Source organism: Xenorhabdus hominickii (assembly GCF_002632725.1).
In the GTDB taxonomy this organism is placed as follows: domain Bacteria; phylum Pseudomonadota; class Gammaproteobacteria; order Enterobacterales; family Enterobacteriaceae; genus Xenorhabdus; species Xenorhabdus hominickii.
Genome location: NZ_NJAI01000002.1, coordinates 112,506 through 135,163 on the forward strand (window position 1 = coordinate 112,506; position 22,658 = coordinate 135,163).

Annotated in this window: 18 protein-coding genes and 4 tRNA genes; 20 read left to right on the forward strand and 2 right to left on the reverse strand. The window is 41.4% G+C overall.

From position 1 onward, the window contains the following. Nucleotides 1-97: 97 nt before the first annotated feature. On the reverse strand, nt 98-1,339 hold the full coding sequence (locus Xhom_RS07770) for an MFS transporter (RefSeq protein WP_069316631.1): 1,242 nt from the start codon (nt 1,337-1,339) through the stop codon (nt 98-100). Nucleotides 1,340-1,720: 381 nt separating this feature from the next. Between Xhom_RS07770 and dinB the strand changes: the two genes are divergently transcribed. Beyond that, nucleotides 1,721-2,776: a DNA polymerase IV gene (gene dinB / locus Xhom_RS07775; protein WP_069316630.1), complete on the forward strand. Its 1,056-nt coding sequence runs from the start codon at nt 1,721-1,723 to the stop codon at nt 2,774-2,776. Nucleotides 2,777-2,842: 66 nt separating this feature from the next. Here dinB and pepD read toward each other — a convergent pair whose 3' ends face one another. Then, a complete protein-coding gene (pepD, locus tag Xhom_RS07780) occupies nt 2,843-4,303 on the reverse strand; it encodes a beta-Ala-His dipeptidase (RefSeq protein ID WP_069316629.1) in 1,461 nt (486 codons plus the stop codon). A 263-nt stretch (nt 4,304-4,566) separates the two neighbouring features. Here pepD and gpt point away from each other — a divergent pair, with 263 nt between their 5' ends. The 19 genes from gpt to Xhom_RS07875 all read left to right on the forward strand — a co-directional run bounded on the left by gpt (nt 4,567) and on the right by Xhom_RS07875 (nt 22,657). Continuing rightward, nucleotides 4,567-5,022, forward strand: coding sequence for a xanthine phosphoribosyltransferase (gene gpt, locus Xhom_RS07785; protein WP_069316628.1), 456 nt, complete (start codon nt 4,567-4,569; stop codon nt 5,020-5,022). Nucleotides 5,023-5,044: 22 nt separating this feature from the next. Next, on the forward strand, nt 5,045-6,292 hold the full coding sequence (frsA, locus tag Xhom_RS07790) for an esterase FrsA (RefSeq protein ID WP_069316627.1): 1,248 nt from the start codon (nt 5,045-5,047) through the stop codon (nt 6,290-6,292). 72 nt (nt 6,293-6,364) lie between these two features. After that, entirely contained in the window at nt 6,365-6,766 is a 402-nt protein-coding gene (gene crl / locus Xhom_RS07795) for a sigma factor-binding protein Crl (RefSeq protein WP_069316626.1), read from the forward strand. A gap of 181 nt (nt 6,767-6,947) precedes the next feature. After that, nucleotides 6,948-8,054 (forward strand): glutamate 5-kinase, encoded by a 1,107-nt coding sequence (proB, locus tag Xhom_RS07800; RefSeq protein WP_069316625.1) that lies wholly within the window; start codon nt 6,948-6,950, stop codon nt 8,052-8,054. A gap of 25 nt (nt 8,055-8,079) precedes the next feature. After that, on the forward strand, nt 8,080-9,333 hold the full coding sequence (gene proA, locus Xhom_RS07805; RefSeq protein ID WP_069316624.1) for a glutamate-5-semialdehyde dehydrogenase: 1,254 nt from the start codon (nt 8,080-8,082) through the stop codon (nt 9,331-9,333). A 163-nt stretch (nt 9,334-9,496) separates the two neighbouring features. Next, nucleotides 9,497-10,027, forward strand: a complete 531-nt coding sequence (gene aroL / locus Xhom_RS07810; RefSeq protein ID WP_069316623.1) for a shikimate kinase AroL — start codon at nt 9,497-9,499, stop codon at nt 10,025-10,027. A 123-nt stretch (nt 10,028-10,150) separates the two neighbouring features. Then, entirely contained in the window at nt 10,151-12,304 is a 2,154-nt protein-coding gene (gene aas / locus Xhom_RS07815) for a bifunctional acyl-ACP--phospholipid O-acyltransferase/long-chain-fatty-acid--ACP ligase (RefSeq protein WP_418384891.1), read from the forward strand. 4 nt (nt 12,305-12,308) lie between these two features. Next, complete coding sequence (gene lplT / locus Xhom_RS07820) at nt 12,309-13,505, forward strand: lysophospholipid transporter LplT (RefSeq protein WP_069316621.1); 1,197 nt, start codon at nt 12,309-12,311, stop codon at nt 13,503-13,505. 25 nt (nt 13,506-13,530) lie between these two features. After that, a complete protein-coding gene (gene pncC, locus Xhom_RS07825) occupies nt 13,531-14,034 on the forward strand; it encodes a nicotinamide-nucleotide amidase (protein WP_069316620.1) in 504 nt (167 codons plus the stop codon). A gap of 105 nt (nt 14,035-14,139) precedes the next feature. Continuing rightward, complete coding sequence (gene recA / locus Xhom_RS07830) at nt 14,140-15,216, forward strand: recombinase RecA (RefSeq protein ID WP_069316619.1); 1,077 nt, start codon at nt 14,140-14,142, stop codon at nt 15,214-15,216. A gap of 315 nt (nt 15,217-15,531) precedes the next feature. After that, nucleotides 15,532-18,159: an alanine--tRNA ligase gene (alaS, locus tag Xhom_RS07835; RefSeq protein WP_069316618.1), complete on the forward strand. Its 2,628-nt coding sequence runs from the start codon at nt 15,532-15,534 to the stop codon at nt 18,157-18,159. Between the two features lie 246 nt (nt 18,160-18,405). Next, nucleotides 18,406-18,591 (forward strand): carbon storage regulator CsrA, encoded by a 186-nt coding sequence (csrA, locus tag Xhom_RS07840; protein WP_010845367.1) that lies wholly within the window; start codon nt 18,406-18,408, stop codon nt 18,589-18,591. A gap of 430 nt (nt 18,592-19,021) precedes the next feature. Beyond that, nucleotides 19,022-19,114, forward strand: a tRNA-Ser gene (locus Xhom_RS07845). Nucleotides 19,115-19,122: 8 nt separating this feature from the next. Beyond that, nucleotides 19,123-19,199, forward strand: a tRNA-Arg gene (locus tag Xhom_RS07850). Nucleotides 19,200-19,286: 87 nt separating this feature from the next. Continuing rightward, nucleotides 19,287-19,363 (forward strand) — tRNA-Arg (locus Xhom_RS07855). Nucleotides 19,364-19,450: 87 nt separating this feature from the next. Further along, a tRNA-Arg gene (locus tag Xhom_RS07860) sits at nt 19,451-19,527 on the forward strand. 196 nt (nt 19,528-19,723) lie between these two features. Further along, the gene (gene gshA, locus Xhom_RS07865) at nt 19,724-21,283 is read left to right on the forward strand and encodes a glutamate--cysteine ligase (RefSeq protein WP_069316617.1); all 1,560 of its coding nucleotides are present in this window, start codon (nt 19,724-19,726) and stop codon (nt 21,281-21,283) included. 161 nt (nt 21,284-21,444) lie between these two features. Continuing rightward, nucleotides 21,445-21,960 (forward strand): S-ribosylhomocysteine lyase, encoded by a 516-nt coding sequence (luxS, locus tag Xhom_RS07870; RefSeq protein ID WP_069316616.1) that lies wholly within the window; start codon nt 21,445-21,447, stop codon nt 21,958-21,960. Between the two features lie 295 nt (nt 21,961-22,255). Beyond that, nucleotides 22,256-22,657, forward strand: coding sequence for a hypothetical protein (locus Xhom_RS07875; protein ID WP_069316615.1), 402 nt, complete (start codon nt 22,256-22,258; stop codon nt 22,655-22,657). Nucleotide 22,658 lies beyond the last annotated feature (1 nt).

The following is a 22,658-nucleotide window of genomic DNA, read 5'->3' on the forward strand; positions in this document are numbered from 1 at the left end:
TTTTTTAGGGGATACTTTTCAAGTTGCAGATTGGTTAGCTGCAACTTGAAAGATGAAAAGAATATCATTTAAAATTAAGTTATAATCTTATTAACCATTATTTAGAATAATAAGCATCCGGGTAAATTTTACCGTAATAACCATTCAGTTCAGATTCTGACATTTTTGATATTTCAACATATCTGGGCGAAAATAGAACAAAGAAAGATATGAGTCCCATTAAGGCGGAAAATATCAATAATAAAACTCTTATGTCATAATTTTCTACAATATATGTTGTAGATAGCATACCTAGCGGTATTGATATGATGCAGATAGCAAGAAATTTTGATTCCATTGTATTACGATGATTTTCTGGTGTTGCAAGGCATCTAATTGAAGTTGTGTTTATATTATAAATAACCAAACCTATTCCACTAATTAGCATATAACTACATAATCCAATTAGTGAAGTTGCCGTGGATATACCCGTTATGCATACAGCAATTGTGAAGGCTGCAATAAAGGCACTGTGAGCTTTGCAGAAAATTTTATTCATATGTTTAATGATAATAGTGCTGCCAATCATCATACCTACACCAAATGTTGCTTCGGCAATTCCTACTTGTAAGGCACTTAGCTTAAACTCATTGATAATAATCAACGGGGTGATATAGGTTACTAATGGAACTACAGTGAAGTTAAAAAAGGAAGAAACAATAACTAAGCTTGTTTCTGTAGGGTTTTTAGTAATGATCTTAATACTTCCTATATTACTTTTATGTTGTTGTAATGGTATTTCTTTTTGTTGATTTTTTATAAAGTAAAAACCAATGATGGATGAAATAGACATTAAAGAAATAAAGATTAAAGCTCCGTCGATGTTTAAATAATGGATAACAATACCGGATATGGCAGGGCCAAGTATGATATTAATTGAATTCACCATTCCTCTATATTTAAATGCTGACTCCAATTTATTTTTGTCACTTATTTCAGGAAGAATGCTTGTGCCAATTGGCTGAATAAGTATGGATGAAATAGAAGCAAATATATATATAATCCCTAATGGAATGTATAAGTTATTATCGATGAAGTTAGAGATAACAAAAAGTAAGGCGGAAGGAGTTATACAAAGTAATATTATATTTTTTTTATTGAATCTATCTCCAGCGTTACTCATGAAGACTAAAAATAAGACTTGTAAAGCCCACGATGAAAAAATAAACCATCCAAGCTGAAAATCGAGATTAAGCACTTCAATCATCCACCATGAAAACAGCATGCCAAATGCTCTGGTAGATGAGGTGAATAAAATATCAGATACTTGATATAGGTAAAATGAAATATTATTTTTCATTACTATCCTTATTTTTATTAATAACTTTTTTTATTAAAAAACTTGGCTAATGGTACATACGAAATATATTTGTGTCACATATATATTCAAAGTAAATGATAAATGAATTAAGTTATTATGAATTAGATGAAATATTTAAAATAAAAATAATAACTTATAGGTATTTTGTATCGATAGATTTAAGTGTCGTGCATACTGACAACTGCAGCTTATATGACGACGTGCTGATTGACGTCAGCAAATTAACTATTATTGGTGGGCGTACATAGAGCGATATCCATTCAAGGAAATCAACTCATTGAAATTCCGCTTAAAAGATTAGCTAGAGTTTCATAGTCTATTAATGTATATTTATACAGTATTTCGTCGTGGGGAGATTAGATGCGCAAGATTATTCATATTGATATGGACTGCTTTTTTGCCGCCATTGAAATGCGGGATAATCCATCACTCCGCGATGTTCCTATTGCGGTGGGAGGAAGTGTAGACCGACGAGGCGTAATTAGTACGGCAAATTATTCTGCACGTCGTTTTGGAGTACATAGCGCGATGTCTACTGCAATGGCATTAAAACTTTGTCCCCAATTAAAAGTGATCCCTGGTCGAATGGCTCTTTATAAAGAAGTGTCTCAACATATACGTCAGATTTTTTCTCGTTACACCGATCTTATTGAACCTCTTTCGCTGGATGAGGCTTATTTGGATGTGACGAATTGTCATTATTGTCACGGCTCAGCCACACTGATTGCCCAAGAAATCCGTCAGGTGATTTTTGATGAATTACAATTGACGGCTTCTGCAGGTATTGCTTCGGTTAGATTTTTGTCCAAGATTGCATCTGATATCAATAAACCTAATGGTCAATATGTTATCTCCCCTGAGTATGTCGAAACCTTTGTGAAGTCGCTGCCATTGCACAAAATTCCCGGAGTTGGGAAAGTCACTGCAAAACGTTTATCGGACATGGGGCTGGAAACCTGCTCTGATGTTCAACGTTACGATAAACTGGCGTTAATAAAAAATTTAGGCAAATTTGGCCTGTCGCTTTGGGAACGTTGCCACGGCATTGATGAACGGCAAATTACGCCAGATCGTCTGCGTAAATCTGTTGGTGTGGAAAAAACCTTGGCGCAGGATATTCATGAATGGTGTGAGTGTGTTGAACTTATTGAAAACCTTTATCCTGAACTGGAAAAGCGTTTAAAAAAGGTAAAACCTGATCTTCGTATTGCCCGCCAAGGTATCAAACTAAAATTTGATGATTTTCAATTGACGACACAAGAACACGTACACCCGTTGTTAGATAAATCTGATCTGATTCAGGTTGCAAAACAGGCGTGGGAAACTCGTAGGGAAGGGCGAGGAGTGAGATTAGTTGGATTGCATGTCACCTTACAAAGCCCCCAATTGGAACGGCAATTATTGCTGGAATGGTAGTGCTGATAATGCCAGATGATCGTACGGGAAGGGAACCCCCTGCGAATTTGGGCAGGGGGAGAAGCATTATTCTTTTTCCGGAATGGATTTCAGAATAGCCGTTAACAATTGCCAATATTGACCAACACTCTTAATGTGAACTTTTTCGTCAGGAGAATGAGCGCCACGAATGGTCGGGCCGATGGAAACCATGTCCATGTCAGGATAGGGTTTTTTGAACAATCCACATTCCAGACCTGCGTGGATTACCATAATGTTTGGTATTTTATCAAAGAGTTGCTGATAAGTTTCACGAACTAAATGCATGACTGGAGAGTCGGCATCAGGCTGCCAGCCCGGATAATTGCCACTTGCTACTGTTTCTGCACCAGACAGTTTTGCTAAAGAATTCAGTATATCCACAACATAAGCTTTACCACTTTCGATCAGTGAACGGATCAGGCAAATAACTTCGACTTTATCCTCGTCCATTGTCACAACGCCTACGTTTAGCGAAGTTTCTACCACACCTTTAGCGACGTCACTCATACGGATAACACCATTAGGCATGGTATTAAGCATGGACAAGAAACGAGTTTGGCTATCCGTTGTTAGCGTTTGTGATGATGTTTCGGTTTCATCCAATAAGAGAGTAAGGTTGGTTTCAACGACAGCGTATTCGGTTTTCAATGTTTCCAGATAGCTATCTTTCAACTGATGCAATTTCTCAAGTTTATCAGCAGGGATCGCTATCACGGTGGAGCCTTCACGAGGAATGGCATTGCGTAGCGTTCCACCTTGAAGATGAATCAATTTTAGGTTCAGTTCATTTGCATATGCTGAGAGGAAACGAGCCAGTAATTTGTTGGCATTGCCCAGCCCCAAGTGGATATCACCGCCAGAATGCCCTCCCTTTAAGCCTTTAATTGTCAGTTGCAGGGTTTTGTAGCCAGCAGGAAGAGTTTCACGGGATAATGGCAGGGTTGTAGTAAAATCAATGCCGCCAGCACAGCCCATGTAAATTTCACCTTCTTCTTCTGAATCGGTATTGATCAGAATATCAGCTTGCAACCAGCCAGATTTCAGGCCAAATGCGCCATCCATACCGGCTTCTTCAGTCATGGTCAGTAAAACTTCCAATGGGCCGTGTTTGACAGATTCGTCGGCCAATACCGCCAAAGCGGAAGCCATGCCGATACCGTTATCAGAACCCAGAGTGGTACCATCAGCTGTGACCCAATCGCCATCGATATAAGGACGGATAGGATCTTTTTTGAAATCGTGTTGGGTATCGTTATTTTTTTGTGGAACCATATCAAGGTGTGCTTGAAGTACGACAACTTTACGATTTTCCATACCTTTTGAAGCGAGTTTTCTGATCAGAATATTGCCGACTTCATCCCGCTCTACATAGAAATCTTTGCTTTTCGCCCACTCAATAATATGGGATGCAAGTGCTTCTTCATGATAAGAAGGATGAGGAATAGAACAAATTTGGGCGAAAATATCCCATAATGGTTGAGGGGATAATGTTGATAGTTCGGACACGGCGAATCTCCTGTAACTACATCTTGATAAGAAGAAAAAGGTAATGTTTGACGCATTGAGGAACGTTTGTCATGTTGCGTTGACTCAATGTCCATGCCATGCTTGAGAATACCATTTTATTGCCTACAATGTGCAGTCAGAATGAGGCGTTACCTTGTTTTTGCTGGTTTTTGTCTGTTCAAATCACTATAATCTCGCGCAACCTTTTTTCCGCAAAAAAACGCTTTTCTGAAATATTCTTTTTGTCTCCAGGATCAAATTTTATGAGTGAAAAATATGTTGTAACGTGGGATATGTTGCAAATACATGCCCGTCAATTGGCGCAACGTTTACTTCCAGTCGAACAGTGGAAAGGCATTATTGCTGTTAGCCGTGGTGGTCTTGTGCCTGGTGCATTGCTGGCTCGTGAGTTGGGAATTCGTCATGTAGATACGGTTTGTATTTCCAGCTATGATCATGATAATCGGCGCGAATTAAATGTATTGAAAAAAGCGGAAGGTGACGGTGAAGGTTTCATCGTTGTTGACGATCTCGTCGACACCGGAGGTACTGCGCAGGCAATCCGTGAAATGTACCCGAAAGCCCATTTTGTAACGATTTTTGCAAAACCAGCCGGTCGACCTCTTGTGGATGATTATATCGTTGATATTCCACAAAATACATGGATTGAACAGCCATGGGATATGGGCGTAATGTTTGTTCCACCTATTTGTAATTAATCCGTAAGATTTTTCTTTTGTCATGACTAAACAAAACCTTTCAGAATCGTTGTTTAAGCCTCGGTTTAAACATCGGGAAACCTCCACACTGGTTAAATACACTTGCCCACAGTCTGTAACTGCCAGTGATAGTGTGCTTGGTGGGGAGCCTCGTGAGCGTTGGTATCGGATGATTAATTGGCTCGCTTGGATCTGGAGGGGGATCAATCCGCTGGAAATTCAAGATGTTCTCAGCAGGATTTCCGTGACAGATGCCGAGCGCAGTGTTGACCATTTATTAGATACTGTGATTGGCTATCGTAAAGGAAACTGGGCATTTGAGTGGTCGCAGCAGGCAATGCACTGGCAACAGGAAGCATTGCGTGCTGAAAAGACGGAAAAAGCCGGCGAATACTGGTTAAAGGCGGCCACATTATACAGTATTGCCGCTTATCCTCATTTGCGCGGTGATGAACTGGCTGATCAGGCGAGTGTGTTGGCCAATAAAGCCTATGAAAATGCAGCGCATTTTTCTGACTATCAGTTGAAAAAACTGGAATTTCAATTGGAAGGAGGCAAAAGTGTAACGGGCTTATTGCATATCCCTGCTCAGGCTCAGGGGCCTTGTCCAACGATATTAGTCTGTGCCAGCCTTGATAATGTACAAAGTGATTGTTGGCGGTTATTTCGCGAACATTTTTCGACTCTCGGCTTTGCTATGTTAACGGTGGATATACCTTCAGTGGGTTATTCCGCCAAGTTTACATTGACGCAGGATACTTGCGCACTTCATCAACAAGTTTTGCAACAATTGGATAGTGTACCGTGGATTGACCATACCTCTGTCGGTGTGTTTGGTTTTCGCTTTGGTGCCAATATCGCTGTCCGGCTAGCCTACTTAGAGCCAAAACTCATCAAGGGGGTGGCAGTGATTGGGCCGATTGTTCATGAATTACTGCATGATGAAAAACTACAGCAGAAAATCCCGTCAATGTATCTCGATGTACTTGCCAGCCGTTTAGGTATTTACCACGTTGATGAAGAGAGACTACGCTCAGAATTGATTTGTTACTCGCTGAAAAATCAAGGTTTGCTAGGGCGCCGCTGCACTGTTCCTATGTTTTCTGCGTATTGGGAAGACGATATTTTCAGTCCCAGAAAAGATTCGAGGTTGATTGCCATGTCATCAATGGATGGTTCGTTACGGGCAATTCCTTCTAAGTCAATTTATGGTGGATTCAATAAGGCTTTACATGAAATAAGTGTATGGCTGAAAGATAAAGTTGTATAAAGTAAAATTTATCACTTGATATTTTTTAATCATTTGATACAAAGGTGTTTCTGTATATAAGGAGACCTTTGTATGACTTTATCTGCAAGTTATTCTAAAAATAGGTTGTTAAAGAATTTTTCTGCACTAGGGCCGTATGTACGTGAATTAAAATGCCAACATGGTTATTTTTTCTTTGACTGCTTAGCGGTTTGTGTCAGTGCAAAAGTGGAACCAGAAAAACGAGAGTTTTGGGGATGGTGGCTGGAATTAGAGGCACAGGAACAGGGTTTTGTTTATAACTATCAGATAGGTTTATTTGATAAGAATGGTGAATGGCGTGCTATGAGTATCAAAAAAATGGCTGATCTCGAGCATCTTGAATCAACTTTGCAGACATTTCACAAACGTCTGGCCGATTCTTTTGATACCCTCAAGCTTACGTTAACTCCATCTGAACACACTATCACCCTTAAGACTCAGACTATGGCATGAATTTGTTCTAAGCCTCTTTTTTAAATTTTGCGTTATGTCAGTTGGCATAACGCTTCTCACCTGTTAAAACTGACTACGGTTTTCTTAAACTTATTGCTTTTTTAAACCTATTGGTTTTTTAAACGTATTGCAATTTTTTAAATTGCATATTGTGTTTCACATTAATTGTAATGGCAGAAATATGATGAATGGCAGCCAAACGTTGGTTGTGAAACTGGGGACGAGTGTATTGACTGGTGGCTCTCGTCGTTTGAATCGTGCTCATATTGTGGAACTGGTTCGCCAGTGTGCTCAACAGCATGAAAAAGGCCACCGCGTTATTATTGTGACTTCTGGCGCTATTGCGGCAGGGCGTGAGCATCTGGGCTATCCTGAGCTCCCAGATACAATTGCTTCAAAACAGTTGCTGGCAGCGGTTGGGCAAAGTCGTTTGATTCAACTGTGGGAACAACTTTTTTCGATTTACGGTATCCATGTCGGACAAATGTTGCTGAGCCGTGCAGACTTGGAAGATCGTGAACGTTTTTTGAATGCAAGGGATACGCTTCAAGCATTACTGGATAATCATATTATTCCTGTCATTAATGAAAACGATGCAGTTGCGACAGCAGAGATTAAAGTTGGTGATAATGATAACCTTTCTGCGTTAGCGGCTATTTTAGGCAGTGCAGATAAATTATTGCTCTTGACAGATATCGAAGGACTTTATACCGCGGATCCTCGTAGTAACTCTGATGCAAAATTGATCGCTGAAGTACATGACATCAGCGATGAACTTAAAATGATGGCTGGGGAAAGTGTTTCAGGTCTGGGCACGGGAGGAATGGCAACAAAACTCCAGGCTGCGGGAATCGCTGGGCGTGCAGGAATCGATGTCATCATCGCCGCTGGCAATAAACAGAACGTTATTGCCGATGTGATTGAAGGAAAATCGGTGGGGACACGTTTTCATGGGTTGATTAGCCCGATGGAAAACCGTAAACGCTGGATCTTTGGTGCTCCTCTTGCCGGGGAAATTGTTGTCGATCATGGTGCAGAAGCTGCCATTCTTGAGAAAGGAAGTTCTTTACTACCAAAAGGGATCAAAAGCGTTAAAGGTGATTTTTCCCGTGGTGAAGTAATCCGCATTAGCAGCCTGTCTGGTAAGGATTTGGCTCATGGCGTATGTCGTTACAATAGCGATGCTTTACGTCTGATTGCTGGTCAGCATTCACAGCACATTAACCAGATACTGGGTTATGAACATGGGGCTGTTGCGGTTCACCGTGACGACCTGATCGTAAATTAATTGATCGTGAATTAAGGATTCCACCATGCTAGAGCAGATGGGAAAAGCAGCCAAATCAGCATCATGGCAGTTGGCGCAATTAAGTACTAGCCAGAAAAATCAGGCATTGAATCATATTGCTGATTTACTGGAGACAGAAACAGACGTGATCCTTGCTGCCAATCAGCAAGACATGAATCAGGCCCGTGAACAGGGAATGAGTGAAGCATTGCTTGATCGGTTATTGCTAACTCCTGAGCGACTGAATGCCATCGCCAATGACGTGCGTCAGGTCTGTCGGTTGGCAGATCCTGTTGGGCAGGTCATGGATGGACAAGTATTGGATAGTGGATTGCAATTAAGTCGCCGCCGTGTTCCTTTGGGAGTCATTGGCGTGATTTATGAAGCTCGTCCTAATGTCACCATTGATGTTGCATCATTGTGCTTGAAAACAGGTAACGCGGTGATACTGCGCGGTGGTAAAGAAACTCACCATACCAATCAGGCTATGGTTAAAGTTATTCAGCAGGCACTGCAACAAAGCGGTTTACCCTCATCTGCCGTTCAGGCTATCAATAAGCCAGATCGCGAGTTGGTGGCTGAGTTGCTGAAAATGGATCGCTATGTTGATATGTTGATCCCTCGAGGTGGTGCTGGCTTACATAAACTTTGTCGTGAACAATCGACCATACCCGTGATTACTGGTGGCATTGGTGTTTGTCATACGTTTGTAGATGAAAACATCAATGTTGAAAAAGCATTGGAAGTTATCACTAATGCGAAGGTTCAGCGACCGAGCGCGTGTAATTCTCTGGAAACTTTGTTGGTACATGAAAAAATTGCGGGTGATTTTCTGCCAGTGTTGAGTATCAGAATGAAAGAGCAGGGAGTGACATTGCATGCGAGCGCATTAGCGATGGAGTTGCTGAAAGGTGGCCCTGCAACCGTCGTCGAAGTTGCAGAAGAAGATTACTGTGATGAATGGTTGTCTTTAGATATGAATGTCGAGATTGTCAGCGATATCGATCAGGCTATTGAGCATATCCGCACTTATGGTACTGCCCATTCTGACGCTATTTTGACTGAATCTTTACAGCAGGCTGATTACTTTGTACGTCATGTGGATTCAGCTGCCGTATATGTTAATGCAAGTACTCGCTTTACTGATGGTGGCCAATTTGCTTTGGGAGCTGAAGTGGCGGTCAGCACTCAAAAATTACACTCAAGAGGCCCGATGGGGTTAGATGCGTTGACAACGTATAAATGGATTGGTTATGGCGATTATTTACCCCGCCGTTAATCATCCTATCTTAATTAGAATGTATTGAGCTATGTTGAGTCACTCTTGAAATTAAGAGTGGCTTTTTGTTTAATAAAAATGACTTTTACACTAATGTAAATATTTAGTTACTATACTTCATGTTTACACTTTATTTTATATCCCCCTTCAGGAAGACAACGAAATGAAACAAACTCTATTCATCGTAGGCGCACGAGGTGCAGGGAAGACGACAATAGGTAAGTTGTTGGCTGAAGCATTGTCGTATAAATTTGTTGACACTGATGAGCGTATCCAGACTTCCAGTGAAATGACCATTGCAAATCTTGTGGAACAGCATGGCTGGGAATATTTCAGAAAATATGAAAGCCAAACGTTGAAAGCGGTGAATCAGAATGAATGCGTTATTGCGACAGGCGGAGGAATGGTATTGTTGCCGGAAAATCGCCAGCATATGCAACAAAATGGCATTGTGATTTATTTGCAAGTACCCGCAGACATTTTAGTCAAGCGATTATCCCTTAATCCAGAAAATTCGCAACGCCCTAGTCTGACAGGAAAATCCATTACAGAAGAAATTGAAGGGATACTGGCTGAAAGAGAACCATTATACCGTGAATGCGCAGATTTCATTGTCGATGCCAGTTTTGTGACAGAAGATATTGTATCTAGTATTAAATCTTACATTTTAAACTGGAAAAATAAAATAATTTAATATATTCAGGTATTTTGAATTTATTTTTTATATCGCGGGAAAATCTTATATATCAGGCTGCTTATACAACTTATAGTATCATTCTACTCACTCACTTTAATTTTATTTAATTATATTTGAGATATGGATATGCTCTTAAACTTTATACGGTTACTTGTTCGTCTACTCTTCAGGGTCACAGTAGAAGGTGATGATAAGCAGCTCAATCACCCCAGATGTATTATTACACCCAATCATATTTCCTTTTTGGATGGTTTGCTGATTGGTTTGTTCCTGCCAGTAAAGCCAGTATTCGCTATTTATTCTAATATTGCGACCAGTAGCTTTCTCAAATTTATTAAGTCTTATGCTGATGTTGTTCCGCTGGATCCAACCAATCCTATGGCGGTCAGAACGTTGGTTAAAGAAGTGGAGACAGGGCGCCCTATTGTGATCTTCCCGGAAGGACGGATCACTGTGACGGGTTCTCTTATGAAAATCTATGATGGTGCCGCATTTATTGCTGCAAAATCGGGCGCAAAAGTGGTTCCAATTCGAATTGAGGGTGCGGAACAAACCATTTTTGGTCGATTGAAAGGGATAATGAAACTGCATTGGTTCCCGAAAATTACCATCAAGATTTTACCCTCGGTCGATTTGCCAATGCCGGATGTCCCTAACTCAACAACGCGACGCCGTTTAGCGGGAGAGCATCTCCATGCCATTATGATGGATGCGAGAATGCAGACACGTCCAAAAGAAACATTATTTAGTTCCTACCTTACGGCACAAAAGCGTTTTGGTCGTTTCAAACCCTGTATTGAAGATGTGAACTTCAAGGAAGATAGTTATCATTCATTACTGAAAAAAATATTGGGTATCAGCCGGATATTAGAGCGCTTTACTAAAGAGGGTGAACGGGTTGGTTTACTGTTGCCGAATGCGACTGTTATGGCAGCAGCCGTATATGGTGCTTCGTTGAAAGGACGAATCCCTGCTCTACTGAACTATACGGCTGGAAGCAATGGTATTAAAAATGCTATGCAAGCGGCAACAATCAAAACTATCGTGACATCCCGTCAGTTTTTGGAGAAAGGGCAGCTGACTCATCTGCCAGAACAGGTGACAGAAGCCCGTTGGGTATATCTTGAGGATTTGAAAGACACAATTACACGAGACGATAAGCTTTGGATACTGTGGCATTTAATTTTTCCTTCCAAAGCAATCATGGCTTCGCAAAAACCAGATGATGATGCCTTAATCTTGTTTACATCAGGTTCAGAAGGTGCACCAAAAGGGGTTGTTCATAGCCATGCCGGTTTACTGGCAAATGTTGAGCAGATAAAAACGGTTGCTGATTTTACTCCACAAGATCGTTTCATGTCTTCTTTACCGCTGTTTCATGCTTTTGGTCTGACCGTTGGTTTATTTACCCCGTTAATGACAGGTAGCAGGGTATTCCTTTATCCAAGCCCACTGCACTATCGTGTTGTGCCTGAACTGGTCTATGATCGTAACTGTACGGTATTGTTCGGAACTTCCACTTTCTTGGGAAATTATGCCCGCTTTGCACACCCCTATGACTTTGCTCGCCTACGCTATGTCGTCGCTGGCGCAGAAAAGTTATCAGAAAACACTAAACGTGTTTGGCTGGATAAATTCGGTATCCGTATTCTGGAAGGTTATGGGGTAACAGAATGTGCTCCGGTTGTGGCAATCAATGTGCCGATGGCCGCAAAAACGGAAACTGTTGGGCGGATTTTACCGGGTATGGAAGCTCGTCTGTTACCAGTACAGGGCATTGAAGAAGGGGGACGCTTACAATTACGTGGGCCGAATATCATGAAAGGTTACCTGCGTGTTGAAGCACCTGATTGTCTGGAGCCTCCATTAGCAGAAGATGCTGACGGGAATAATCAAATCGGTTGGTATGATACCGGAGATATTGTTTCCATTGACGAAGACGGTTTCTGCAAAATTAAGGGGCGTGTGAAACGTTTTGCCAAACTGGCGGGGGAAATGGTTTCTCTCGAAGCCGTAGAGCAAATTGCATCACGTATTTCTACTGACGCTTTGCACGCTGCAACTGCCAAAAGCGATAAAAATAAAGGTGAAGTACTGGTACTGTTTACAACCGATGCAAATCTGAATAGAAATTCAATGCTGGGAGTGGCACGTGAAATAGGAATGCCTGAGTTGGCAGTTCCACGCGACATTCGCTATGTGAAACAATTACCGTTGCTTGGTAGTGGTAAGCCGGATTTTGTCACATTAAGAAAAATGGCCGAACAGGAGTGAGAAAATGAATGGCACTGTGGAGGCTAAGTCGCTGTTAAATAAGGGAATGAAGGCTGTGCTGCTATCGCAATTTCTCTCTGCTTTTGCTGACAATGCGTTGTTTTTTGCCATTTTGGCTCAATTAAAAGCGGAATCTTACCCAGGATGGAGTTTGCCAGCCCTGCAAATCGTCTTCGTATTAACCTATATAGTACTTGCCCCCTTTGTGGGGCAAATTGCGGATAGGTTTTCAAAAGGGCGGGTTATGCTCTTTTCCAACGGCATCAAATTGCTTGGTGCCATCAGTATCTGCATCGATATGGATCCATTTTTGGGATATACCTTGGTGGGAATTGGTGCTGCTGCTTATTCTCCGGCTAAATATGGCATTTTGGGGGAACTGACAGATGGAGGGCATTTAGTTAAAGCCAATGGCATGATGGAAGCGTCAACTATTGCCGCTATCCTGATTGGCTCTGTGGTAGGTGGTTTCCTTTCTGACATGAAGCTGATATTGGCATTGGGGCTTTGTGCCTTGCTATATGCTTCGGCAGTAGTAGCTAATTTCTATATTCCCCGTCTGGATGCTGCTCGCCATGAAAAAGGCTGGGCACCTAAAAAAATGCTGGTGGATTTCGTCGCTACCTGTACCTCACTTTGGCGTCATCAGGAAACAAGATTTTCACTGGTGGGCACCAGTCTATTCTGGGGGGCTGGTGTCACACTGCGCTTCCTGCTGGTCGCATGGGTGCCCGTCGTGCTGGGAATTCAGGGAAATACAATACCGACATTGATGAATGCGGTAGTTGCGATTGGTATCATTGTCGGAGCGGGTCTGGCTGCGAGATTTATTACAATGAAGACTGTTCGTCGTTGTATGCCCGCAGGTATCTTGATTGGGGTCATGGTGATCCTTTTTGCCACCCAGCAATCGATATGGTCTTCCTATTTAATTCTGATTGTCCTTGGTATATTTGGTGGACTCTTTGTTGTGCCATTAAATTCACTATTGCAGGAATATGGTAAACACACGATGGGTGCAGGCAAAGCCGTCGCAGTGCAGAACCTTGGTGAAAACAGTGCAATGTTAGTGATGTTGGGGCTGTATTTGATTTCCATGAAGCTGGAAGTATCGGCCGTTGTTATTGGTATCGGCTTTGGTATCTTGCTCTCTCTGGCAATTGGAGGGCTTTGGATTTGGGATCTGCTTCGGAAAAATTAATTTATTCTAGTATTGAAGGCTTGTTATGGATGAAAAAATCCTGAGTCAGCTTAGTATTGAACTGGGAAATAGATTAAAGCCGCAGAAATTATCCATAACCTGTGCAGAATCCTGTACAGGAGGCTGGATTGCAAAAGTGATCACAGATATTGCGGGAAGTTCGGCTTACTTTAATCGCGGTTTTGTGACATACAGCAATGATGCCAAACATGAAATGCTGGACGTTTCATTGGCATCATTGGAACAGTTTGGTGCAGTAAGCGAACAGGTTGTAAAAGAGATGGCGGCAGGGGCACTAAAGGTCGCTAAAGCGGACTTTGCTGTCTCAGTCAGTGGCATTGCAGGCCCTGATGGCGGTAGTGGGGAGAAACCCATTGGTACAGTGTGTTTTGGATTTGCTTTTTATATCGGTGAAGACATTCAAACTGTAACATGCCGTCAGCATTTTGTGGGTGATCGCAACAATGTGCGTCTGCAAGCTGCCATTTTTTCTTTAAAAACGTTGTTGGAAGAGATCATAAAAAATTAACTTGATGCTGTATGATTATACAGTATAATTGATTCCAGCACTTTGGTATGAGAAACAGTTTATCAGCAGTGGGGCAGCCCCTTCATTGCTTGCGAAGGAGTAAAAATGGCTAACGATGAAAACAAACAAAAAGCACTAGCGGCAGCGTTGGGCCAAATTGAGAAACAATTTGGTAAAGGTTCTATCATGCGTTTGGGTGAAAACCGCTCAATGGATGTTGAAACCATTTCTACCGGCTCTCTGTCACTAGATATTGCATTGGGTGCAGGTGGTTTGCCGATGGGGCGTATAGTTGAAATATACGGGCCTGAATCTTCCGGTAAGACAACATTGACACTGCAAGTGATTGCAGCAGCTCAGCGTGAAGGTAGAACTTGTGCTTTTATTGATGCCGAACATGCCCTTGATCCGGTTTATGCCAAAAAACTGGGTGTAGATATTGATAACCTGCTGTGTTCTCAGCCCGATACAGGTGAGCAAGCGCTGGAAATCTGTGATGCGTTATCACGCTCTGGTGCTGTTGACGTTATTATCGTTGACTCTGTTGCTGCATTGACACCAAAAGCGGAAATCGAAGGTGAAATCGGTGATTCTCATATGGGGCTGGCAGCACGTATGATGAGTCAGGCCATGCGTAAGCTGGCGGGTAACTTGAAAAACTCAAATACTCTGCTGATTTTCATCAACCAAATCCGTATGAAAATTGGTGTGATGTTCGGTAACCCTGAAACCACGACTGGTGGTAACGCACTGAAATTCTATGCATCGGTTCGCTTGGACATCCGCCGTACTGGCTCTGTAAAAAATGGCGACGAAGTGGTTGGTAGCGAAACACGTGTGAAAGTGGTTAAGAACAAAGTTGCCGCGCCGTTTAAACAGGCTGAATTTCAAATCCTTTATGGTGAAGGTATTAACACGCTTGGCGAATTGATCGACTTGGGTGTTAAACACAAAATGGTGGAAAAAGCGGGTGCATGGTATAGCTACAATGGCGATAAGATCGGCCAAGGTAAAGCGAATGCTACTATTTATCTAAAAGAGCACCCAGAAACTGCTGCTGAATTAGATAAGAAACTGCGTGATTTGCTGTTGCACAATACCGAAGGTTTTAGTAATGCAGCTGCTGACTATGAGACAGACTATGAAGAAAATAGTGAAGAAGTGAATAACGAAGAGTTTTAATTACTTTTCTGTATTATTTCAGATCTAATTTATCTGCAAAAAACCACATTCAATTGAATGTGGTTTTTTGCTTTTATGGAAGAATAAACATCTTTGAAATAGGTGTATTGAAACTGGCTTGATGAACAGACTTTCAGAAAATGTCTAGACGAATTACAATGCTGAAAAGCGAATGGATTTATATGGGATTTTACTTCTTATGGAAGACATTCTATCTTAACCCTACTTTAATTTATTCGTGAGTTGAAATGGTGATGCAATGTACCATTTCAACCATTCATAAATCTGTTTTTTCGGCTTGATTTCGGGACAATTATGAGCAAAAGCACCGCTGAGATCCGTCAAGCGTTTCTTGACTTTTTTCATACTAAAGGGCACCAGATAGTACCAAGTAGTTCGTTGGTGCCAACTAATGATCCAACATTGTTGTTCACCAACGCAGGGATGAACCAGTTCAAAGATGTTTTTCTCGGATTGGATAAAAGGCCTTATTCTAGAGCAACAACGGCTCAGCGCTGCGTTCGTGCAGGCGGTAAGCATAACGATTTAGAAAATGTTGGTTATACAGCCCGTCACCACACTTTCTTCGAAATGTTGGGTAACTTCAGTTTTGGCGATTATTTTAAACAAGATGCAATCAAATACGCATGGGAGTTGTTGACCAGCGAAGAATGGTTCAATCTGCCAAAAGAAAAACTGTGGGTTACTGTCTATGAGACAGACGATGAAGCCTATGATATTTGGCATAAAGAAGTCGGTGTTCCGACAGAAAGAATTATTCGTATTGGTGATAATAAAGGTGCTCCTTATGCTTCAGATAACTTCTGGCAAATGGGAGATACCGGCCCTTGTGGCCCTTGTACGGAGATTTTCTACGATCACGGTGACCATATTTGGGGAGGACCTCCGGGTAGTCCAGAAGAAGACGGTGACAGGTATATTGAAATTTGGAACATCGTTTTCATGCAATTCAACCGGCATGCAGATGGCACAATGGAGCCGCTACCAAAACCTTCTGTTGATACGGGGATGGGACTGGAGCGTATTGCCGCAGTATTGCAGCACGTCAACTCTAACTACGAAATTGATTTATTCAAAAATCTGATTGATTCGGTTGCAGAAGTGACAGGAGCAACAGATCTCTCCAATAAATCTCTGCGTGTTGTTGCAGATCACATCCGTGCATGTGCGTTCTTGATTTGCGATGGCGTCATTCCGTCGAATGAGAACCGAGGTTACGTGTTGCGTCGTATCATTCGCCGCGCCGTTCGTCATGGCAATATGCTGGGTGCGAAAGATTCCTTCTTCTATAAGTTAGTTACTCCATTGATTAAAATTATGGGGGCGGCTGGAGAAGAGCTAAAACAGCAGCAGTCTTTGGTTGAACAGGTATTGAAAACTGAAGAAGAACAATTTGCCCGTACTTTAGAGCGTGGCTTACAGTTGCTGGATGAAGAGCTGGTCAAATTATCTGGTGATACCCTCGACGGTGAAACAGCCTTCCGTTTGTATGATACCTATGGTTTCCCAGTTGATCTTACTGCGGATGTTTGCCGTGAGCGTAATATTAAAGTCGATGAAGCAGGTTTTGATGTGGCGATGGAAAACCAACGTCGCCGAGCCCGTGAATCGAGTGGTTTTGGTACAGATTACAATGAACTGATCAAAGTTGACGGGCGTAGTGATTTTTGTGGTTATGAGAATAATTCACAGCAAGCTGTTGTCACGGCTATTTTCCGTAATGGTGAATCTGTTGAGAAAATTCATGCGGGTGAAGAAGCAGTTGTTATACTAGATAAAACCGCTTTCTATGCTGAATCTGGCGGACAAGTTGGTGATACGGGTAAATTGTCGAATAGGGATAGTGTATTCGAAATCATTGATACACAAAAATATGCTCAGGCTATTGGTCACATTGGTAAATTGAAAAGTGGAAGTTTGAGTGTTAGTCATACAGTTGACGCTGAAATTGATGTCGTACGTAGAGATGCGATCCGTTTGAATCATTCTGCGACTCATTTACTACATGCGGCATTACGTCAAATTCTGGGAGATCATGTTGCCCAGAAAGGTTCTTTAGTAAATGATAAGTATCTGCGCTTTGACTTCTCTCACTTTGAGGCGATGAAGCCAGAACAGGTCCGTCTGGTAGAAAACTTGGTGAATGAAGAAATTCGTAAAAATTCATCAGTTGTTACAGAAGTAATGGAGCTGGAGGAAGCAAAAACTAAAGGTGCCATGGCACTATTTGGTGAGAAATATGATGAAAAAGTGCGTGTACTTAGCATGGGAGGTTTTTCCACTGAGTTGTGTGGTGGTACTCATGCGAGTCGCACTGGTGATATTGGGTTGTTCCGTATTTCCAGTGAATCAGGTACAGCTGCAGGAATTCGCCGTATAGAAGCTATTACGGGGCAAATTGCGCTGAACTCTGTTTATCAGCAGACTGATTCACTTCAAGACATTGCTCATTTGGTGAAAGGTGATATCAGTAGCCTGAATGAGAAAGTGAAAACGGTGCTGGATAGAACGAAGCAGTTGGAAAAAGAGTTGCAACAGTTGAAATCTCAGCAGGCAGCTCAGGAAAGCTCTTCTTTGGCGAATCAGGCTAAAGAAATCCAAGGTGTTCGTCTATTGGTGACTCAGTTAGGTGATATTGAACCGAAAATGCTCAGAACGATGGTTGATGATCTGAAAAACCAATTGGGGTCAGCAATTATTGTGCTTTCTACTGTGACTGGTGATAAAGTCAGCCTAATTGTTGGTATAACGAAGGATTTGACTGCTAGAATAAAAGCAGGCGACTTAATCTCTTTTGTTGCCCAACAAGTTGGAGGTAAAGGAGGAGGTCGCCCTGATCTGGCTCAGGCTGGTGGGACTGATGTAGCAGCTCTTCCTTCCGCATTGGCTAGTGTAGAAGAGTGGGTAACATTGCGGTTGTAGTCGGTATTGCCGTGATAGCAACGGCACCATGAAAGTATTTTTTATGGTGCCGAATGTTTTTTGTTGTGAAATTGTTGAAATGTTGGGCACATACTTATATTTTAGCTATCCTATAGATATATGATATGTGTTCAAAACTGCTTATACTTTAAGTAGATATCATTGCTTTACGTTTTCACGGTGTTTGATGGATAATAGCGGGGAAACCTAGAGACCCGACTCTTTTAAATTTTCAAGGAGCAAAGAATGCTTATTCTGACTCGTCGAGTTGGTGAAACACTCATGATAGGCGATGAGGTAACAGTCACAGTACTGGGAGTAAAAGGCAACCAAGTTCGCATTGGTGTAAATGCGCCCAAGGAAGTTTCTGTTCACCGTGAAGAAATTTATCAACGGATTCAGGCAGAGAAATCTCAGCCTACAACTTTTTAATTCAAGAATGGCGTCCACGCTTTTTTTAAAACTTGGGCGCTACTCTACTTTCCCATCTGATAAATCTGGCCCATTTTCTCTTTTACTACTTTAATCTTATTCTCTCACGTCTTTTAATTTTCTATCTGTTGAAAAAGCATTGTTCATGACTCTATAGAGATGAATAATTCTTTTCATAAATTTTAACAGTCCTTAGATCATTTTGCTGTTGGTAAAATAGTCTTTTAGATGTCAAACCAATCAGTTTGAGCGTGAAGTGTTCAAACGGAAAAAAGTTTGGAAAAATTGTTTGACTTATCAGGTAGGGAAAGTAATATGTGCGCCATCGCAGCGACGAAGAGCTTAAAGAAAAGCTTCTGAGTAAGAGTCAGAAGTAAAACTTCAGAAAGATATGAAGTTTTACTTCTAAGCAACAAGTTGTAAAGCGTATGGTGAGGTGGCCGAGAGGCTGAAGGCGCTCCCCTGCTAAGGGAGTATGTGGTTAAGAGCTGCATCGAGGGTTCGAATCCCTCCCTCACCGCCATTTAAAATGCATCCATAGCTCAGCTGGATAGAGTACTCGGCTACGAACCGAGCGGTCGGAGGTTCGAATCCTCCTGGATGCACCATATTCAACGCTTTGATTTAATCATGGTGTTCAAATTCTGGAAATAGAGTAATTACTGAAGTTCAACCAGAAATAGAAAATCGACAACGCATCCATAGCTCAGCTGGATAGAGTACTCGGCTACGAACCGAGCGGTCGGAGGTTCGAATCCTCCTGGATGCACCATATTCAACGCTTTGATTTAATCATGGTGTTCAAATTCTGGAAATAGAGTAATTACTGAAGCTCAACCAGAAATAGAAAATCGACAACGCATCCATAGCTCAGCTGGATAGAGTACTCGGCTACGAACCGAGCGGTCGGAGGTTCGAATCCTCCTGGATGCACCATATTAAACCCCAGCCTTAATCAGGCTGGGGTTTTTTACTTTACACCCTTTCAAATATTATTTTTCCTTTATTATTTTCCTGTATACTATCTAGTCAGTGACATCTTATGACCCCTATGTAATCAGCGACAACTTGGCTTGTTTCATATAAAGTAAACTCTTAGTAATAATTTTTTAAAACTCCACGGGAGGTCAAATTGATCCCGGACGTATCAAAAGCATTGTTATGGTTAGAGGCAAATCCAGCTGTGTTAGACGGTATTTGTCGCGGCATTGAACGTGAAACATTGCGTGTTACTCCAGACGGTCATTTAGCTAAGACGGGGCATCCAGAATCACTTGGTGCTTCTTTAACGCATAAATGGATTACAACTGATTTTGCTGAATCTCTATTGGAATTTATTACCCCTGTTGACAATAATATAGATAGAACTATTGCTTTTCTTAAAGATTTGCACCGTTATACAGCTCGGAACCTGGGCAGTGAAAAGATGTGGCCTTTGAGTATGCCATGTTTTATTGACCAGGAGGAGGGCATCACTCTGGCGCAATATGGTACGTCCAATGTGGGACGTTTTAAGACCTTGTATCGTGAGGGATTAAAAAACCGTTATGGCGCATTGATGCAGACTATTTCTGGCGTACATTATAACTTTTCTCTGCCACTCAGTTTCTGGCAGGCATGGTTAGGTATTAAAGACGCAGAAACAGGAAAAGAACAGATTTCGGATGGTTATTTTCGGCTGATCCGAAATTATTACCGTTTTGGATGGGTGATTCCTTATTTATTTGGTGCATCACCGGCGATTTGCTCTTCATTTTTGCGTGGACGAAATACGGCATTATCCTTTGAGGAAACGGAAAAAGGGACTTGTTACTTGCCTTATGCGACTTCGCTGAGGATGAGTGATTTAGGGTATACCAATAAATCACAGCGTGACCTGGATATTACTTTTAATAACCTCAATACGTATGTAGAGGGACTTAAGAAAGCTATTTATAAGCCATCTGTAGATTTTGCAAAAATTGGTATCAAAAAAGAAGATAAGTACCTACAACTCAATACCAATGTTCTTCAAATCGAAAATGAATTGTATGCGCCAATACGCCCTAAACGTGTCACTAAAGAAGGTGAATCACCTTCGGATGCTTTGTTACGGGGTGGTGTAGAGTACATTGAAGTACGTTCTTTGGATATTAATCCTTTTACGGCGGTTGGCGTTGATGAGACTCAAATTCGTTTTCTGGATCTATTCTTGATATGGTGTGCTTTGGCTGATGCGCCGGGAATGGGTATTGAGGAGCTTGACTGTTGCCGTCAGAACTGGAATAAAGTCATTTTAGAAGGGCGTAAACCTGGTCTGGATATTGGCATTGGTTATGGTATTGAACAACAGCCCCTTAAAGTTGTGGGTCAAGAATTATTCAGGGACTTAGAACGGGTTGCTGAAGTTTTGGATGCTTGTTCAGGAACACAGTATCAGTCAGTTTGCAAAGAGCTTGTTACTATGTTTGAAGATCCCTCATTAACGTTTTCTGCCCGTGTATTGGGTAAGATGAAAGCGCAAGGAATAGTTGGTTTTGGCTTGGAACTAGCAAACAAATATCATGAGGAATTGATTGAAGAACCTTATTCCATTTTAAGTGATGAGAAATTTTCTGTTGAGCGTGATGTTTCTGTATCTCTACAACATCGTCTTGAGCAGCAAGACAGCATGAGTTTTGAGGATTATCTAAAATTACATGCTGGGCGTTAAAAAAGAAAATGGCCACCAGTTGGTGGCCGAATAAAATCTCTTAGAGAATAGGGATGATAACAATTTTGCGCGTCTTCATATCTTATGACCGGCCGCAAATGAAAAGGTTTCATCTAACTGAAAAAATTTTCACAAAAATCTGATGCCTAGGAGGTAAGATCATGCCTTTATTGGATAGTTTTACAGTTGACCATACTCGTATGGCTGCACCTGCTGTTAGAGTTGCCAAGACAATGGATACGCCTCATGGCGATACTATCACTGTGTTTGACTTACGTTTCTGTGTACCTAACAAAGATGTTATGCCAGAAAGAGGTATTCACACGCTTGAGCACCTGTTCGCTGGTTTTATGCGTAATCACTTGAACGGTGAGGGCGTTGAAATTATTGATATCTCTCCAATGGGGTGTCGTACTGGTTTTTACATGAGTTTAATTGGTGCACCAGCTGAACAGAGAGTGGCTGAAGCTTGGAAAGCTGCTATGGCTGATGTGCTAAAAGTTCAAGATCAGAGCCAGATCCCAGAATTGAATATTTATCAATGTGGTACATATGAGATGCACTCATTGAAAGAAGCTCAAGACATTGCTCAGCGAATTCTTGATGCTGACGTTCGTGTCAATCAGAACGATGAGTTGGCATTGCCAGAAGAAAAACTCGTGGAGCTGCAGGTATAGGCGACCTGTAAGGCGAGGAACCGGATCACGTATTAATGATACGCCTGATGCTCGCCATTTATTCTGTTCTGGTTTCAAGTTTTTTGTTAATTGACCAGAATTCGCTTATATTTTCGGGGCTGGCTTTTTTTGCTGGCCCCCTATTAATTGACTTCATGTTTTAGGCGTCTCCATAAAGAACGGGTTGAGATCATTCATTATAGTTTCCTGAAATAAACGAAATTTATTCATGAATAGAGATATTTAAAACTCTCTGATATTTGATGGTTTTTTCCTATTGTTGTTAGGGGGAATTATGAGTGATTTTGATAAAAATACTATTTTTGTTTTTGGCATGAATTCAGAGAGAGTAGATTATTTTAAGCATTTTCAGTTATCTCTACTCAATACAAATAACAAAGATAATAATATATATGTTATTCTTGACTCTTTAAATAACACTTTGAAATTAGCACCGTTAGAAGATTATGGAGATAAACCATTTCAAAATGTCAGAAATATTCACTCATTTGTTCAGAAAAAAATATCAACAAATATTTCTCAGAATCAAATTGATATGTTTAAGGTTTTATCTAACGAATATTCTAATGACAAAAATATGATATGCAAGATGAGGTGGCCAGATACTATATTAAATAGCTGGTTATCTTTTTCATATGACAATTTTGAAAAAAATCATTTCACAATGGTTTTATAAT

Coding starts and splice junctions, on each gene's coding strand:
- pncC (WP_069316620.1), top strand. CDS start 13,531: ATGGATGAAAAAATCCTGAGTCAGCTTAGTATTGAACTGGGAAATAGA.
- alaS (WP_069316618.1), top strand. CDS start 15,532: ATGAGCAAAAGCACCGCTGAGATCCGTCAAGCGTTTCTTGACTTTTTT.
- dinB (WP_069316630.1), top strand. CDS start 1,721: ATGCGCAAGATTATTCATATTGATATGGACTGCTTTTTTGCCGCCATT.
- crl (WP_069316626.1), top strand. CDS start 6,365: ATGACTTTATCTGCAAGTTATTCTAAAAATAGGTTGTTAAAGAATTTT.
- gpt (WP_069316628.1), top strand. CDS start 4,567: ATGAGTGAAAAATATGTTGTAACGTGGGATATGTTGCAAATACATGCC.
- lplT (WP_069316621.1), top strand. CDS start 12,309: ATGAATGGCACTGTGGAGGCTAAGTCGCTGTTAAATAAGGGAATGAAG.
- frsA (WP_069316627.1), top strand. CDS start 5,045: ATGACTAAACAAAACCTTTCAGAATCGTTGTTTAAGCCTCGGTTTAAA.
- aroL (WP_069316623.1), top strand. CDS start 9,497: ATGAAACAAACTCTATTCATCGTAGGCGCACGAGGTGCAGGGAAGACG.
- proB (WP_069316625.1), top strand. CDS start 6,948: ATGATGAATGGCAGCCAAACGTTGGTTGTGAAACTGGGGACGAGTGTA.
- csrA (WP_010845367.1), top strand. CDS start 18,406: ATGCTTATTCTGACTCGTCGAGTTGGTGAAACACTCATGATAGGCGAT.
- luxS (WP_069316616.1), top strand. CDS start 21,445: ATGCCTTTATTGGATAGTTTTACAGTTGACCATACTCGTATGGCTGCA.
- Xhom_RS07875 (WP_069316615.1), top strand. CDS start 22,256: ATGAGTGATTTTGATAAAAATACTATTTTTGTTTTTGGCATGAATTCA.
- Xhom_RS07770 (WP_069316631.1), bottom strand. CDS start 1,339: ATGAAAAATAATATTTCATTTTACCTATATCAAGTATCTGATATTTTA.
- recA (WP_069316619.1), top strand. CDS start 14,140: ATGGCTAACGATGAAAACAAACAAAAAGCACTAGCGGCAGCGTTGGGC.
- aas (WP_418384891.1), top strand. CDS start 10,151: ATGGATATGCTCTTAAACTTTATACGGTTACTTGTTCGTCTACTCTTC.
- proA (WP_069316624.1), top strand. CDS start 8,080: ATGCTAGAGCAGATGGGAAAAGCAGCCAAATCAGCATCATGGCAGTTG.